General features: G+C 65.1%; 13 protein-coding genes. 12 read left to right on the plus strand and 1 reads right to left on the minus strand.

The features are described 5' to 3' along the window. Window positions 1–108 precede the first annotated feature (108 nt). The 3 genes from F3J43_RS10520 to F3J43_RS10530 are packed head-to-tail and all read left to right on the plus strand — an operon-like array spanning window position 109 to window position 2562. Window positions 109–1128 carry an aminoglycoside phosphotransferase family protein gene (locus F3J43_RS10520; RefSeq protein WP_166885511.1) on the plus strand — a complete coding sequence of 340 codons (1020 nt, stop codon included), beginning with the start codon at window positions 109–111 and terminating at the stop codon, window positions 1126–1128. Further along, window positions 1125–1796, plus strand: coding sequence for an N-acetylmuramate alpha-1-phosphate uridylyltransferase MurU (murU, locus tag F3J43_RS10525; protein WP_166885514.1), 672 nt, complete (start codon window positions 1125–1127; stop codon window positions 1794–1796). The genes F3J43_RS10520 and murU overlap by 4 nt, the downstream gene beginning before the upstream one ends. 1 nt (window position 1797) lies before the next feature. Beyond that, window positions 1798–2562 (plus strand): TerB family tellurite resistance protein, encoded by a 765-nt coding sequence (locus F3J43_RS10530; RefSeq protein ID WP_166885516.1) that lies wholly within the window; start codon window positions 1798–1800, stop codon window positions 2560–2562. Window positions 2563–2602: 40 nt separating this feature from the next. Here the strand turns inward: F3J43_RS10530 and F3J43_RS10535 are convergent, their stop codons facing one another. Further along, a complete protein-coding gene (locus F3J43_RS10535) occupies window positions 2603–3607 on the minus strand; it encodes an alpha/beta hydrolase family protein (RefSeq protein WP_166885518.1) in 1005 nt (334 codons plus the stop codon). 95 nt (window positions 3608–3702) lie between these two features. Here F3J43_RS10535 and F3J43_RS10540 point away from each other — a divergent pair, with 95 nt between their 5' ends. The 9 genes from F3J43_RS10540 to trpE all read left to right on the plus strand — a co-directional run bounded on the left by F3J43_RS10540 (window position 3703) and on the right by trpE (window position 14537). After that, complete coding sequence (locus F3J43_RS10540) at window positions 3703–6087, plus strand: PAS domain-containing sensor histidine kinase (RefSeq protein ID WP_166885520.1); 2385 nt, start codon at window positions 3703–3705, stop codon at window positions 6085–6087. Between the two features lie 12 nt (window positions 6088–6099). Then, a complete protein-coding gene (locus tag F3J43_RS10545; protein WP_166885522.1) occupies window positions 6100–6729 on the plus strand; it encodes a response regulator in 630 nt (209 codons plus the stop codon). 273 nt (window positions 6730–7002) lie between these two features. Next, complete coding sequence (locus F3J43_RS10550) at window positions 7003–8115, plus strand: ABC transporter ATP-binding protein (protein WP_166885524.1); 1113 nt, start codon at window positions 7003–7005, stop codon at window positions 8113–8115. Window positions 8116–8155: 40 nt separating this feature from the next. Beyond that, the gene (locus F3J43_RS10555) at window positions 8156–9190 is read left to right on the plus strand and encodes an ABC transporter substrate-binding protein (protein WP_166885527.1); all 1035 of its coding nucleotides are present in this window, start codon (window positions 8156–8158) and stop codon (window positions 9188–9190) included. 85 nt (window positions 9191–9275) lie between these two features. After that, the gene (locus F3J43_RS10560; RefSeq protein WP_166885529.1) at window positions 9276–10523 is read left to right on the plus strand and encodes an ABC transporter permease; all 1248 of its coding nucleotides are present in this window, start codon (window positions 9276–9278) and stop codon (window positions 10521–10523) included. A gap of 11 nt (window positions 10524–10534) precedes the next feature. After that, a complete protein-coding gene (locus F3J43_RS10565; RefSeq protein ID WP_166885531.1) occupies window positions 10535–11362 on the plus strand; it encodes an ABC transporter permease in 828 nt (275 codons plus the stop codon). A 133-nt stretch (window positions 11363–11495) separates the two neighbouring features. Continuing rightward, on the plus strand, window positions 11496–12170 hold the full coding sequence (gene rpe / locus F3J43_RS10570) for a ribulose-phosphate 3-epimerase (protein ID WP_166885533.1): 675 nt from the start codon (window positions 11496–11498) through the stop codon (window positions 12168–12170). Continuing rightward, the gene (locus F3J43_RS10575) at window positions 12167–12985 is read left to right on the plus strand and encodes a phosphoglycolate phosphatase (RefSeq protein WP_166885535.1); all 819 of its coding nucleotides are present in this window, start codon (window positions 12167–12169) and stop codon (window positions 12983–12985) included. The genes rpe and F3J43_RS10575 overlap by 4 nt, the downstream gene beginning before the upstream one ends. A gap of 70 nt (window positions 12986–13055) precedes the next feature. Beyond that, on the plus strand, window positions 13056–14537 hold the full coding sequence (trpE, locus tag F3J43_RS10580) for an anthranilate synthase component I (protein ID WP_166885537.1): 1482 nt from the start codon (window positions 13056–13058) through the stop codon (window positions 14535–14537). Window positions 14538–14563 lie beyond the last annotated feature (26 nt).

Genomic DNA, 14563 nt, shown 5'->3' on the forward strand with positions numbered 1-14563 from the left:
TGCCATCTGCCCGCGTGTGGGGGCCGCACGCCTCTCGATGGTCTGAAAAAGATGCTGGATAATAAAGCATGACCCGCTTGACGGCTAGGGCCGTCGGAGACCCTTGTAATGCCCGATCACGATGTACGCCTGCAACAACTGAGCGCCTGGCTCGAAGAACAGCTCGAGATTCTTTTCCGCGACAACGCCTGGGGCGAAGTGCCCGCAGGCAGCCTGACCGCCGCCAGCAGCGATGCCAGCTTCCGCCGCTACTTCCGCTGGGAGGGTGCTGGCCACAGCTTCGTGATCATGGATGCCCCCCCGCCCCAGGAAAACTGCCGACCGTTCGTCGACATCGACCACCTGCTGGCCAGCGCCCAGGTCAATGTGCCGTTGATCCATGCCCAGGACCTGGCGCGCGGCTTCCTGCTGCTGGGCGACCTGGGGCGCCAGACCTACCTGGATATCATCGATGCGGACAACGCCGATGCGCTGTTCGCCGATGCCATCGAGGCGTTGCTGGCCTTCCAGCGCCTGCCCATGGATGCTCCGCTGCCCAGCTACGATGTCGCGCTGCTGCGTCGTGAGGTCGAGCTGTTCCCCGAATGGTACGTCGGCCGCGAACTGGGTCGGCAGTTCAGCCCGGCCCAGCAGGCCGCCTGGCAACGGGTCAGCCAGGTGCTGATCGACAGCGCCCTGGACCAGCCCAAGGTGCTGGTGCACCGCGACTACATGCCGCGCAACCTGATGCGCAGCGAGCCCAATCCTGGAGTGCTGGACTTCCAGGACGCGGTCTATGGCCCGGTCACCTACGACATCACCTGTCTGTTCAAGGATGCCTTCCTCAGCTGGCCGCAGGCGCGGGTCGAAGGCTGGTTGCGCATTTACTGGGACAAGGCGAAAGCAGCCGGCATTCCGGTCCAGCCAGTATTCGACGACTTCCAGCGCGCCAGCGACCTGATGGGCGTGCAGCGCCACCTCAAGGTGATCGGTATCTTCGCGCGCATCTGCCATCGCGACGGCAAGCCGCGTTACCTGGCTGACGTACCGCGTTTCTTCGCCTATATAGATGAAGTGATCAGCCGTCGTCCCGAACTGGCCGAACTGGGACAGCTGATTGCCGAACTCAAGGCCGGGGCGCGTTCATGAAGGCAATGATTCTGGCGGCAGGCAAAGGCGAGCGCATGCGCCCGCTGACCCTGCACACGCCCAAGCCTCTGGTGCCGGCGGCCGGCAAGCCGCTGATCGAGTACCACCTCGAGGCGCTGGCCCGTGCCGGCTTCACCGAGGTGGTGATCAACCACGCCTGGCTCGGCGAGCAAATCGAAGCTCACCTGGGTGACGGCAGCCGCTTTGGCCTGAGCCTGCGCTATTCCCCGGAAGGCGAGCCGCTGGAGACCGGCGGCGGTATCTTCAAGGCGTTGCCGTTGCTGGGGAACGCGCCGTTCCTGCTGGTCAACGGCGATATCTGGACCGACTACGACTTCGCCGGTCTACGTGCTCCTTGCCAGGGCCTTGCCCACCTGGTGCTGGTGGACAACCCCGGCCACCACGGGCGTGGTGACTTCCGCCTGGTGGACGGGCAGGTGGTCGATGGCGACGACGCGCCGGGCACGCTGACGTTCAGCGGCATCTCGGTGATCCACCCGGCATTGTTCGATGGCTGCCGGCCCGGCGCCTTCAAGCTGGCACCGCTGTTGCGCCGGGCCATGGCCGAAGGCCAGGTAAGCGGCGAGCGTTTCGCCGGGCAGTGGGTCGATGTCGGCACCCTCGAGCGCCTGGCCGATGTCGAACGCCTGATCGGCGAGCGAGGCTGACATGTGGTGGCCAAGCACAGTGATTGGTGCCGGGGCCGGTTTTGCCTTGGCCAGCATCCCCGGGGCATTGCTCGGGGCCTTGCTGGGCCAGGCCATGGACCGGCGCCTGCGTCTTCAGGGATGGGACGATGTACGCGCGCGCCTGGGCGGGCGGCCGACGCTACGTGACGAAGAATTGCTGTTCGTGCTGCTGGGGCGCCTGGCCAAGAGCGACGGCCGGGTCGCCGAGGGGCATATCCAGCAGGCGCGCCAGGAAATGACTCGCCTGGATCTGGCCGAGCCGGCGCGGTTGCAGGCCATCGCGGCGTTCAACCGCGGCAAGGCGGGCAAGGAGCGGCTGGGGCAGCATCTGCGCCGGGTCCGCCAGCAACCGCATGCTGTCGAAGGCACGTTGCGTGCCTGTTGGCGCATGGTCTGGGCCGATGGCAAGGCCGGGCGTCGAGAGTGCGAACTGGTGCTGGGCTGGGGCGAGCAGATGGGCCTGAGCCGTAACCAGGTGCAGGCCATGTCGCATGATTACGAGCCGCGCAAGTCGGCGGTGGAGAACGGCACCATGACCTATGTCGCCGCACTGCGCCTGCTCGGGGTGGAAGCCGATACTGAAGCCGATCTGGTCAAGCAGGCCTACCGGCGTCTGCTCAGCCGCCACCACCCAGACAAGCTGTCGGGCAGTGGCGCCAGCGAGGCCAAGGTGCGCGAGGCCACCGAACTGACCCGGGAGCTGCACCAGGCCTACGCGATGATTCGCAAGCGGCGCGGGTTGTAGCGCGCCTCAGGCTGGCCCGCTCATTCGCAGCGGGCCAGGCTCAGTCCTCTTCCTTGGGCGTCAGCCAGCCGCGTACCCGGCGCAGCAGTTGCTCCTGTTCTGCCGCCTGGTTGCCGGGCATGGCGATCAGCGACAACTGACGGTACTGGCTGTCCTTCTGGCGCTTGCTCGCCTGCAGGCGCTGCTGGGCGGCCAGGCGATCCTGGGTGCGCGTCGCGTAGTAGATATCTGCGGTCGGCACCTTCAGTGTCGGCGTCAGGCTTTGCAGGTCGTGCTCGACCCGGGCAGGCGTCTGGGCGGCGACCATCACCAGTTTTTGCACTTGGGGTGGCTGCTTCTCGTTGAGGTAGCGCGCAGCCCAGTAGGCGCCGCTGCCATTGCCGAGCAGGACGATGCTGCGCGCCTTCTGCTGCTGGGCATAGGCCACGGCGGCGTCGAGGCGGGCAAAGATACGCTCGGCGTCGGCCTCGTCGTTGTGCTCGGCGGCCTCCGCGGCATCGGTGCTTTCAGCGGTGTCCGCCTCTGGCGCGGTGGCCTGGGCGACATTGGCATTGGCGTCCGCCGGGGTGTCCTTGGCCGGTGCCGACTCGCCCTGCTCCTTGTTCGCTGCGGCAGCGGGCTTGGGTTCGACCCGTGCTTGCGGGCGTTCGGCCAGCAGGTCCGGCAGGCTGACACTCAAGGTGTGCCAGCCGACATCCGGGAAACCACGGCGCAACGGGCCGACGGTCACTGGCCAGTCGGCGTTTTCACCGGCGCCTGGGACGATGATCACGGCACCTTTCGGATCGCTGTCGTTGGCCGGTTTCCACAGGGCCAGGAAGTTTTCGCTGTTGGCTTGCAGGGTCTGCTGTTCGGCCTTGGGCACCTGGCGCTCGAGGGCCAGGGCGTCATCCTGGCTGCGTTCGAGCAATGGCGGGCGTGGCGCGGGTGCGGCGGCTTCGGCGGCGCTGGTCGCGGTTTTCTCCGCATCGGCGGCTTGTGCACCAAGTGGCAGGAGCGACGCCAGGCAGAACATTGCCAGCGACGTGCGATAGAGTGTGAGCATTGATCGGTCCAGGGCCATGAAGTTAGCGGCAGCCTAATGGTATTTGTCCGTGACGGCCACGCCTGGTGGCCGCCCTTGCCAAGACGAGCGTAGAGATGAAACGAGTGCGTTGCCTGTGGGTTATCGGCTGGTTGTGTCTTCCCTTGATCGCCTTGGCGCGGCCCGATGCACCAGCGCCGCAGGTGCTGGTGCCTGCCCAGCAACAGTGGCTGGACACGCACCGCAGTCTGCGCGTGGGCCTGGTGCTGCAGGCACCCTACGCTCAGTTCGACCGGCGCCTGCAACAGTTCTACGGGCTCAATGCCGATCTGGTCGGCGCCTTGGCCAAGATCTTGCGCCTGGACCTGACCTGGCGTGGTTTTGCCGACGAGGCCGCGCTGGAGCACGCCTTGGTGGCCGGCGAGATCGATTTCGCCCCGGGGCTGGTCCAGACCCCTGCCAGCCTGCGCACCTGGCTGTTCAGCGATCCTTACATGCGAGTGCCACAACTGTTGGTGGGGCCGCGCAGCGGCGCACTGACGGTGGACCTGGAGGCGCTCGGTGCCGGCGAACGCGTCGCGCTACGCATGCCATCGAAGCTTGCCGACTACTTGCGCGGCAACTATGCCAACCTGAACCTGCAGGGCGTGCCCAGTGAGCGCGAAGCCCTGCAACTGGTGTTGGGTGGGCAGGCTGCCTTGGCCGTGCTGGATGAGGCGCAGCTCAGCCGGCTTTCCCGGGAAAGCGAGTTCGGTGACTTGGCGGTAGTGGGTGATATCGGCTTGCCGCAGTTGCTGCGTATCGGTTCGCGACGCGACTGGCCAGTGCTTGCCGAGGTGCTCGAACGCGGACTGCAGGCCTTGCCGGCGAAGGAGTTGGAGCAGATGCACCAGCGCTGGTTGCAACCGCGCTCCCCGCGTTTTTCCGAGTCTGCGGGGTTCTGGCAGAACCTGGCCCTGCTGCTGGGTTTGTCGCTGCTTTGCGCGCTGCTCACCCTGACCTGGCAGCGCCGCCAGCAACGCGGGTTGGAGCGAGGCTTGCTGGCCGCGCGGGAGAGCCTGGCCGAGCGTCAGGTACGCGAGGAGGCCTTGCGCCTCAGCCAGTTTTCCATCGACCAGAGCACGGTCGGGATCTTCTGGGTCAACTGGGACAGTCATGTGCGCTACGCCAACCCTGCTGCCGAGCGCATGCTGGGGTTTGCCGAAGGGGCACTGCTGGATCGCCCGTTGGCCGATATCGAACCGACCCTGGACATGGACCGCTGGCTGCAACTGTGGCGCCGCGCCCGCTCGGGGGAGGGCGATCTGCGTTTCGACAGCCAGTGCCGGCGGGCCGATGGCAGCCTGCTGCCGGTGGAGCTGTCGCTGTCGTTCCTGCGTTTTCGCGATGCCGAATACCTGGTGCTGTTCCTCACCGACGTGACCGAGCGCCAGCGGGCCCTGGCCGCCTTGCGCGAGAGCGAGGCGCGGCTCAAGGGCATCGCGGGCAATGTCCCTGGGCTGGTGTTTCGTCTCGAGCGCGATCCGGCCGAGGGCGATCCGGAGTTTCCCTACATCAGCGAGGGCAGCGAGGCGTTGGTCGGCTATACGCCCGCGGCGATCCAGCACCCGCAGATGGGCCTGCGCAACCTGGTCCACCCGGAAGACCGTGCCGATTATCACCGCGTCCAGGACCTGGCCTTGGCCAGCGACCGCGATTGGTCCTGGCAAGGGCGCATCCTCACCCGTGACGGTGAGCAGCGCTGGGCTGATATCAAGGCCACCACCCGCCGCCTGGGCGATGGCCGCATGGTCTGGGACGGCGTGGTCTGGGACATCACCCAGGGCAAGCAGAGCGAGTTGGCGCTGGCCACCTCCCAGGAGCAGTTGCGGGAATTGTCGGCGCATCTGGAAAGCGTGCGCGAGGAGGAGAAGGCCCGCATTGCCCGTGAAGTGCACGATGAGCTGGGGCAGATGCTCACGGTGCTCAAGCTGGAGGTGTCGATGTGCGAGCTGGCCTATGCCGAGCTCGACGACGGCCTCAACGAGCGCCTGGCCAGCATGAAGCGTCTGATCGCCCAGTTGTTCCAGCAGGTGCGCGACGTGGCCACGGCATTGCGTCCGCCGATCCTGGATGCCGGCATCGCTTCGGCGATCGAGTGGCAGGCCCGGCGTTTCGAGGCGCGCACCGGTATACCTTGTCTGGTGCAGGTCCCGGAGCACCTTTCGCCGTTGAGCGATGCCAGGGCCACCGGATTGTTCCGGATCCTGCAGGAGGCGCTGACCAATGTCATGCGCCATGCCCGGGCGCACACGGTGCAGATCGACTTGCTGTCCGAAGATGGGCTGCTGCGAATGACGATCATCGACGACGGTGGCGGTTTTTGCGTCGACGAAACCCGACCGACGTCGTTCGGCCTGGTCGGGGTTCGCGAACGGGTACTGATGCTCGGCGGCAGCATGACCCTGGACAGCGAGCCGGGCGAGGGCACCAGCCTGAGCGTGGCGATTCCTTTGGCGTAGGGGAGAACGAAGGTGATTCGAGTGCTGGTGGCGGAAGACCACACCATTGTCCGGGAAGGCATCAAGCAGTTGATCGGCCTGGCCAGGGACATGCAGGTGGTGGGCGAGGCGGGAAACGGGGAGCAGTTGCTGGAGAGTTTGCGCCAGACGCCTTGCGAAGTGGTGTTGCTGGATATCTCCATGCCTGGGGTGAACGGCCTTGAGGCTATCCCGCGGATTCGTGCCCTGGTCAACCCGCCGGCGATCCTCATGCTGTCGATGCACGACGAGGCACAGATGGCGGCCCGGGCGCTCAAGGCCGGTGCTGCCGGTTATGCGACCAAGGACAGTGAGCCTGCCTTGCTGCTCAGCGCCATCCGCCGGGTCGCGGGGGGAGGGCGCTATATCGACCCGGCGCTGGCCGACCGCATGGTGTTCGAAGTCGGCCTGACCGAGACCCGGCCGCTGCACACGCTGTTGTCCGAGCGTGAGTTTTCGGTGTTCGAGCGCCTGGCCCAGGGTGCCAACGTCAACGATATCGCCCAGCAGCTGGCGCTTTCGAACAAGACCATCAGTACCCACAAGGCGCGCCTGATGCAGAAGCTCAAGGTCAACTCGCTGGCAGAGCTGGTGAAGTACGCCATGGAGCACAAGCTGGTCTGATTACGACACTGCAGAAGTGGCCTTGCGTCGCGAAAGGGCTGCGCGGCAGCCCGACGGTGTCTGCCGTGCGGCTGCCAATGGCGGTTCTTTCTCGATACAGGGCCGCAGTCTGAGTGAGGGGGAATGTTCTGAACGCGCCATCCCTGTAGGGCAATCCCTACCCCAGGCCTTCCATCCGGCTGATGGCATTCTCTCAGTCCCCCCGATTTCCGGGGCTTTTCGCCTGATCTAGGCTGTTGCCCACGCAGTCATTCCAACAAGAAGGTGCAGGGCATGAGCGAGGCGAAATCGAACGAGACGCTGGTCAGCTTTCGCGGCGTGCAGAAGAGCTACGACGGCGAATCGCTGATCGTCAAGGACCTCAACCTCGATATCCGCAAGGGCGAGTTTCTCACCCTGCTCGGGCCATCCGGTTCGGGCAAGACCACCAGCCTGATGATGCTGGCGGGCTTCGAGACCCCCACCGCAGGTGAAATCCAGCTGGCCGGGCGCTCGATCAACAACGTGCCGCCGCACAAGCGCGACATCGGCATGGTGTTCCAGAACTATGCGCTGTTCCCGCACATGACCGTGGCCGAGAACCTGGCCTTCCCGCTGAGCGTGCGCAACCTGAGCAAGACCGACATCAGCGAGCGGGTCAGGCGGGTGCTGGGCATGGTCCAGCTCGATGCCTTCGCCAAGCGTTATCCCGGCCAGCTCTCCGGTGGCCAGCAACAGCGCGTGGCACTGGCCAGGGCCCTGGTGTTCGAGCCGCAACTGGTCCTGATGGACGAACCGCTCGGCGCCCTCGACAAGCAGCTGCGCGAGCACATGCAGATGGAGATCAAGCACATCCACCAGCGCCTGGGCGTGACCGTGGTGTATGTGACCCACGACCAGGGCGAGGCGCTGACCATGTCCGATCGCGTGGCCGTGTTCCACCAGGGCGAGATCCAGCAGATCGCCGACCCGCGCACGCTCTACGAAGAACCGTGCAACACCTTCGTCGCCAACTTCATCGGTGAGAACAACCGCATCAACGGCACGCTGCTGGCCAGCGACGGTGAGCGCTGCCAGGTGCAGCTGGCCCGCGGCGAGCGGGTCGAGGCGCTGGCCGTGAACGTCGGCCAGGCCGGCGAGCCGGTGACCCTGTCGATCCGCCCCGAGCGGGTGCGCCTCAATGGTCACAGCGAGCGCTGCGCCAACCGTTTCTCAGGCCGCGTGGCCGAGTTCATCTATCTGGGCGACCACGTGAGGGTGCGCCTGGAGGTGTGTGGCAAGTCTGACTTCTTCGTCAAGCAACCTATCGCCGAGCTCGACCCGACCCTGGCCGTGGGGGACGTGGTGCCGCTGGGCTGGGCAGTGGAACACGCCCGCGCGCTCGATCCGCTCGCCGTTGCCCACTGATGGATCGCTTCACCAACCCTGAACTGTGGAGAGAACAATAATGTACAAACAGTTGAAACTGACCGCCCTGGCCCTTGGTGTGCTGGTCGCCGGCCAGGCTCTGGCTGCAGACCTGACGGTGGTGTCCTTTGGCGGCGCGAACAAGGCGGCCCAGGTCAAGGCGTTCTACGAGCCGTGGGAGAAGGCCGGCAAGGGCAAGATTGTCGCCGGCGAGTACAACGGCGAGATGGCCAAGGTCAAAGCCATGGTCGACACCAACAGCGTGTCGTGGAACCTGGTCGAGGTGGAGTCGCCTGAGCTGGCTCGTGGTTGTGACGAAGGCATGTTCGAGGAGCTCGATCCGGCGCTGTTCGGCGATGAAAGCGACTACGTGAAGGGCGCCATCCAGCCGTGCGGCGTGGGCTTCTTCGTCTGGTCCACGGTGTTGGCCTACAACGCCGACAAACTCAAGACCGCGCCCACCAGCTGGGCCGACTTCTGGGACACGAAGAAATTCCCGGGCAAGCGCGGCCTGCGCAAGGGTGCCAAGTACACCCTCGAGTTCGCCCTGATGGCCGATGGCGTGGCGCCGAAGGATGTGTACCAGGTGCTGGGCACCAAGGAAGGCCAGGACCGCGCCTTCAAGAAACTCGACGAACTCAAGCCGAGCATCCAGTGGTGGGAAGCCGGTGCCCAGCCGCCGCAGTACCTGGCCTCGGGTGACGTGGTCATGAGCTCGGCCTACAACGGTCGAATCGCGGCGGTGCAGAAGGAAAGCAACCTCAAGGTGGTGTGGAACGGCGGCATCTACGATTTCGATGCCTGGGCGATTCCGAAGGGCGCCAAGGATGTGGAGGCGGCCAAGCAGTTCATCGCCTACACCGTGCAACCCGAGCAGCAGAAGACCTACTCCGAGAACATCGCCTATGGCCCGGCCAATGCCAAGGCCGTCAGCCTGCTGTCGGACGCGGTGAAGAAGGACATGCCGACCACGCCTGAGAACATCGCCAACCAGGTGCAGATCGACGTGGCGTTCTGGGCCGACAACAGCGAGCAGCTGGAGCAACGCTTCAACGCCTGGGCGGCGAAGAAGTAACCAGCCCGTTCGCCGGCAAGCCAGCCTCCCTCGTGGGCGCCGGCTTGTCGGCGAATGGCCCCATCCCTGTTTTCCGGAGTCCGCCATGGCCATTGCAGTGCCTCTCAATCCAGGCGCAGGAAGAAGCCTCAAGCAGCGCCTCAAGCAAGCCGAGCGGGTCAACCGCTGGAAGGCCCAGGCCTTGATCGCGCCGCTGGCGCTGTTCCTTTTGCTGGTGTTCCTGGTGCCGATCGCGGCGCTGCTGTACAAGAGCGTCGGCAACCCCGAAGTGGTCGCCGGGTTGCCGCGTACCGTCGCCGCGATGGCGCAGTGGGACGGCAAGAGCCTGCCCGCGGAGGCGGCTTACCAGGCCCTGGCCCAGGACCTGGCCGAGTCCCGCAAGAACCAGACCCTGGGCGATCTCTCCAAACGCCTGAACATGGAACTGGCCGGCTATCGCAGCCTGTTGGCGAAGACGGCCCGGGCACTGCCGTTCAAGTCCGAGCCGGCTTCCTATAAAGAAGCCCTGCAAGCGCTGGACGAGCGTTGGGGCGACCCGGCCTACTGGCAGGCAATCCGCCGCAACACCAGCAGCGTCACGCCGTTCTACCTGCTGGCGGCGCTCGACCATCGCATCGACGACCTCGGCGAGCTGGCCAAGGCCACGCCCGACCAGGCCATCTACCTGGATATCTTCAGCCGCACCCTGTGGATGGGCGTGGTGATCACCATGATCTGCCTGGCGCTGGCCTATCCGCTGGCGTACCTGCTGGCGAACCTGCCGACCCGGCAGAGCAACTTGTTGATGATCCTCGTGCTGCTGCCATTCTGGACCTCGATCCTGGTGCGGGTGGCGGCGTGGATCGTGCTGTTGCAGTCCGGGGGGCTGATCAACAGTGCATTGATGGCCATGGGCATCATCGACCAGCCGCTGGAGTTGGTGTTCAACCGTACCGGGGTCTACATCTCGATGGTGCATATCCTCCTGCCGTTCATGATCCTGCCGCTGTACAGCGTGATGAAGGGCATTTCGCCGAGCTACATGCGGGCGGCGATCTCCCTGGGTTGCCATCCGTTCGTCAGCTTCTGGCGGGTGTATTTCCCGCAGACTTATGCGGGTGTCGGCGCCGGCTGCCTGCTGGTGTTCATCCTGGCCATCGGCTACTACATCACCCCGGCGCTGCTGGGCAGCCCGAACGACCAGATGGTCAGCTATTTCGTCGCCTTCTACACCAACACCAGCATCAACTGGGGCATGGCTACCGCGCTGGGCGGGTTGCTGTTGCTGGCCACGGTGCTGCTGTACCTGATCTATAGCTGGCTGGTCGGCGCCAGCCGTCTGCGCCTGAGCTGAGGAGCCCTGTCATGCTGAGCCCCTACATGTCGCCAGTGGAGCGGGTGTGGTTCTACACCTTGCGCATACTCTGCGGCCTGATCCTGCTGTTCCTGGTGTTGCCGGTATTGGTGATCGTGCCGCTGTCATTCAACAGCGGCAGTTTCCTGGTCTATCCGCTGCAGGGTTTCTCGCTGCACTGGTACCAGGATTTCTTCGCCTCGGCCGAGTGGATGCGTGCGTTGAGGAACAGCATCATCGTTGCCCCGGCCGCCACGGCACTGGCCATGGTGTTCGGCACCCTGGCGGCGATCGGCCTGACCCGTGGCGAGTTCCCCGGCAAGTCACTGGTGATGGCGCTGGTGATTTCGCCGATGGTGGTGCCGGTGGTGATCATCGGCGTGGCCAGCTACCTGTTCTTCGCCCCGCTGGGCATGGGCAACAGCTTCACTTCGCTGATTCTGGTGCATGCGGTGCTGGGCGTGCCGTTCGTGATCATCACTGTCTCGGCCACCTTGCAGGGCTTCAACCATAACCTGGTGAGAGCGGCGGCCAGCCTCGGGGCGTCGCCACTGCTGGCCTTCCGACGGGTGACATTGCCGCTGATCGCCCCTGGCGTGATCTCGGGCGCGCTGTTCGCCTTCGCCACTTCGTTCGACGAGGTGGTGGTGACGCTGTTCCTCGCCGGCCCCGAGCAGGCCACGCTGCCACGGCAGATGTTCAGCGGCATCCGCGAGAACCTGAGTCCGACCATCGCCGCCGCGGCCACGCTGCTGATCGCCTTCTCGGTGATCCTGCTGCTGACCCTGGAGTGGTTGCGTGGGCGCAGCGAGAAACTGCGGACCCAGCAACCGGGGTGATTGCCCCGGGGGGATCTGGATGGGCGTTCGTGGGCGCAATCATGCGTGGGCGTCCACTTTTGATACCGATCAGCGCCGATCCACTTCCCTGGGTTACAATGCGCGCCACCGTGATTCTGCCAACAGGTGCGCCATGCAGCCCTACGCTATTGCCCCCTCCATTCTTTCCGCCGACTTTGCCCGCCTGGGCGAGGACGTCGACAAGGTTCTGGCTTCCGGGGCTGACATCGTCCACTTCGATGTCATGGACAACCACTATGTCCCCAACCTGACCATCGGCCCGATGGTCTGCAGCGCGCTGCGCAAATATGGCGTGACCGCGCCGATCGACGTGCACCTGATGGTCAGCCCGGTCGATCGCATCATCGGCGACTTCATCGAAGCCGGCGCCACCTACATCACCTTCCACCCGGAAGCCTCGCAGCACATCGACCGCTCCCTGCAATTGATCAAGGATGGCGGCTGCAAGGCCGGCCTGGTGTTCAACCCGGCCACCAGCCTGGACGCGCTGAAGTACGTGATGGACAAGATCGACATGGTCCTGCTGATGAGCGTCAACCCGGGCTTCGGTGGGCAGAAGTTCATCCCCGGCACCCTCGACAAGCTGCGTGAGGCCCGTGCGCTGATCGATGCCAGCGGCCGCGATATCCGCCTGGAGATCGACGGCGGCGTCAACGTCAACAACATCCGTGAAATCGCTGCCGCCGGTGCGGATACCTTCGTCGCCGGCTCGGCGATCTTCAACGCCCCGGACTACAAGGCCGTCATCGACAAGATGCGTGCCGAGCTGGCGCTGGCTCGCCCATGAGCGGCTTCGAGCAGCTGTTCCCGGGGACGCTGCCCAGGCTGGTGATGTTCGATCTGGATGGCACCCTGATCGATTCGGTCCCAGACCTGGCCGCAGCCGTCGACCGCATGCTGCTCGAACTCGGGCGCCCACCGGCCGGCCTTGACGCGGTGCGTCACTGGGTCGGCAACGGCGCCCAGGTCTTGGTGCGCCGCGCACTGGCCGGTGGCATCGATCACACGACCGTGGACGATGAGCTGGCCGAGCGGGCGCTGGCGTTGTTCATGGAGGCTTACGCCGAAAGCCATGAATTGACCGTGGTCTATCCGGGGGTGCGCGACACGCTGCGCTGGTTGAGCAAGCAGGGCGTGGAGATGGCGCTGATCACCAACAAGCCCGAACGCTTCGTCGCGCCGCTGCTCGACCAGATGAAGATCGGCCGCTATTTCCGCTGGATCATCGGCGGCGACACCCTGCCACAAAAGAAGCCCGATCCTGCCGCGCTGCTGTTCGTCATGAAGATGGCCGGCGTCACGCCTGGACAGTCGTTGTTCGTCGGTGATTCGCGCAGCGACGTGCTGGCGGCCAAGGCGGCGGGCGTACAGTGCGTCGGCCTGAGCTACGGCTACAACCACGGGCGCCCCATCGACGAAGAATCCCCCAGCCTGGTGATCGACGATCTGCGGCGCCTGCTTCCCGGTTGCGTCGCCACCGACACTGGGATAACGTGGGCGGACCTTCAAGCCTCCCAAGACAGAGACGACACCGTGGTGGTCACTGGCAAATTCTGGATGAAAGTCATCAAGGCCCTGGCCCGCTGGCGCTGGCGCGCCTGACTCCCGCCCACCGGCGCCGGCCGGTACATCCTTTTGCCCGACACCCTGCTCTCTGCCATGAGGCTACCCCATGACCCGCGAAGAATTCCTGCGCCTGGCTGCTGCCGGCTATAACCGCATTCCCCTGGCCCGTGAAACCCTGGCCGATTTCGATACGCCGTTGTCGATCTACCTGAAGCTCGCCGACCAATCCAATTCCTACCTGCTCGAGTCTGTGCAGGGCGGCGAGAAGTGGGGGCGCTACTCGATGATCGGCCTGCCGTCGCGCACCGTGATGCGCGTGCATGGCTACCACGTCAGCATCCTGCAGGATGACGTCGAGGTGGAAAGCCATGACGTCGAGGATCCACTGGCTTTCGTCGAGGCATTCAAGGAGCGCTACAAGGTCGCCGACATTCCGGGCCTGCCCCGCTTCAACGGCGGGCTGGTCGGTTACTTCGGCTATGACTGCGTGCGTTATGTGGAAAAGCGCCTGGGTGCCTCCCCGAATCCGGACCCGCTGGGCGTGCCCGACATCCTGCTGATGGTCTCCGACGCGGTGGTGGTGTTCGACAACCTGGCCGGCAAGATGCACGCCATCGTGCTGGTCGACCCCAGCGAGGAGCAGGCTTTCGAGCAGGGTCAGGCACGTCTGGAGGGGCTGCTGGACAAGCTGCGCCAGCCGATTGCTCCGCGCCGCGGCCTGGACCTTGGGGGGCCGCAGGCTGCCGAGCCGGCATTCCGCTCCAGCTATACCCGTGATGACTACGAGAACGCTGTCGGTCGGATCAAGGAGTACATCCTGGCTGGCGACTGCATGCAGGTGGTGCCGTCGCAGCGCATGTCCATCGACTTCAAGGCCGCGCCGATCGATCTGTATCGTGCCCTGCGCTGCTTCAACCCGACGCCGTACATGTACTTCTTCAACTTCGGCGACTTCCATGTGGTCGGCAGCTCGCCGGAAGTGCTGGTGCGGGTCGAGGACAACCTGGTCACCGTACGCCCGATCGCCGGCACTCGTCCTCGTGGCGCCACCGAGGAAGCTGATCGGGCGTTGGAAGACGACCTGCTGTCGGACGACAAGGAAATCGCCGAGCACTTGATGCTCATCGACCTGGGACGCAACGACGTGGGCCGGGTGTCCTCCACCGGCAGCGTGCGCCTGACCGAGAAGATGGTGATCGAGCGCTATTCCAACGTCATGCACATCGTCTCCAACGTCACCGGCCAGCTTCGCGAGGGGCTGACCGCGATGGACGCGCTGCGTGCGATCCTGCCGGCTGGCACGCTGTCCGGTGCGCCGAAGATCCGCGCGATGGAGATCATCGACGAGCTGGAACCGGTCAAGCGCGGTGTCTATGGCGGTGCAGTGGGTTATTTCGCCTGGAACGGCAACATGGATACCGCCATCGCCATCCGTACCGCAGTGATCAAGGACGGCGAACTGCATGTACAGGCCGGTGGCGGCATCGTCGCCGACTCGGTGCCGGCACTGGAGTGGGAAGAAACCATCAACAAGCGCCGGGCCATGTTCCGTGCGGTGGCGCTGGCCGAGCAGACCTCCAAGGGCTGAGTCTTGATCGTGGGGCAAGCCCACTC

Source organism: Pantoea sp. Cy-639, from assembly GCF_011752525.1.
Classification (GTDB): domain Bacteria; phylum Pseudomonadota; class Gammaproteobacteria; order Pseudomonadales; family Pseudomonadaceae; genus Aquipseudomonas.

Excerpts from the sequence above, each read along its gene's own strand:
- F3J43_RS10520 (WP_166885511.1), top strand. The coding sequence starts at position 109 with ATGCCCGATCACGATGTACGCCTGCAACAACTGAGCGCCTGGCTCGAA.
- murU (WP_166885514.1), top strand. The coding sequence starts at position 1,125 with ATGAAGGCAATGATTCTGGCGGCAGGCAAAGGCGAGCGCATGCGCCCG.
- F3J43_RS10530 (WP_166885516.1), top strand. The coding sequence starts at position 1,798 with ATGTGGTGGCCAAGCACAGTGATTGGTGCCGGGGCCGGTTTTGCCTTG.
- F3J43_RS10535 (WP_166885518.1), bottom strand. The coding sequence starts at position 3,607 with ATGCTCACACTCTATCGCACGTCGCTGGCAATGTTCTGCCTGGCGTCG.
- F3J43_RS10540 (WP_166885520.1), top strand. The coding sequence starts at position 3,703 with ATGAAACGAGTGCGTTGCCTGTGGGTTATCGGCTGGTTGTGTCTTCCC.
- F3J43_RS10550 (WP_166885524.1), top strand. The coding sequence starts at position 7,003 with ATGAGCGAGGCGAAATCGAACGAGACGCTGGTCAGCTTTCGCGGCGTG.
- F3J43_RS10555 (WP_166885527.1), top strand. The coding sequence starts at position 8,156 with ATGTACAAACAGTTGAAACTGACCGCCCTGGCCCTTGGTGTGCTGGTC.
- F3J43_RS10560 (WP_166885529.1), top strand. The coding sequence starts at position 9,276 with ATGGCCATTGCAGTGCCTCTCAATCCAGGCGCAGGAAGAAGCCTCAAG.
- F3J43_RS10565 (WP_166885531.1), top strand. The coding sequence starts at position 10,535 with ATGCTGAGCCCCTACATGTCGCCAGTGGAGCGGGTGTGGTTCTACACC.
- rpe (WP_166885533.1), top strand. The coding sequence starts at position 11,496 with ATGCAGCCCTACGCTATTGCCCCCTCCATTCTTTCCGCCGACTTTGCC.
- F3J43_RS10575 (WP_166885535.1), top strand. The coding sequence starts at position 12,167 with ATGAGCGGCTTCGAGCAGCTGTTCCCGGGGACGCTGCCCAGGCTGGTG.
- trpE (WP_166885537.1), top strand. The coding sequence starts at position 13,056 with ATGACCCGCGAAGAATTCCTGCGCCTGGCTGCTGCCGGCTATAACCGC.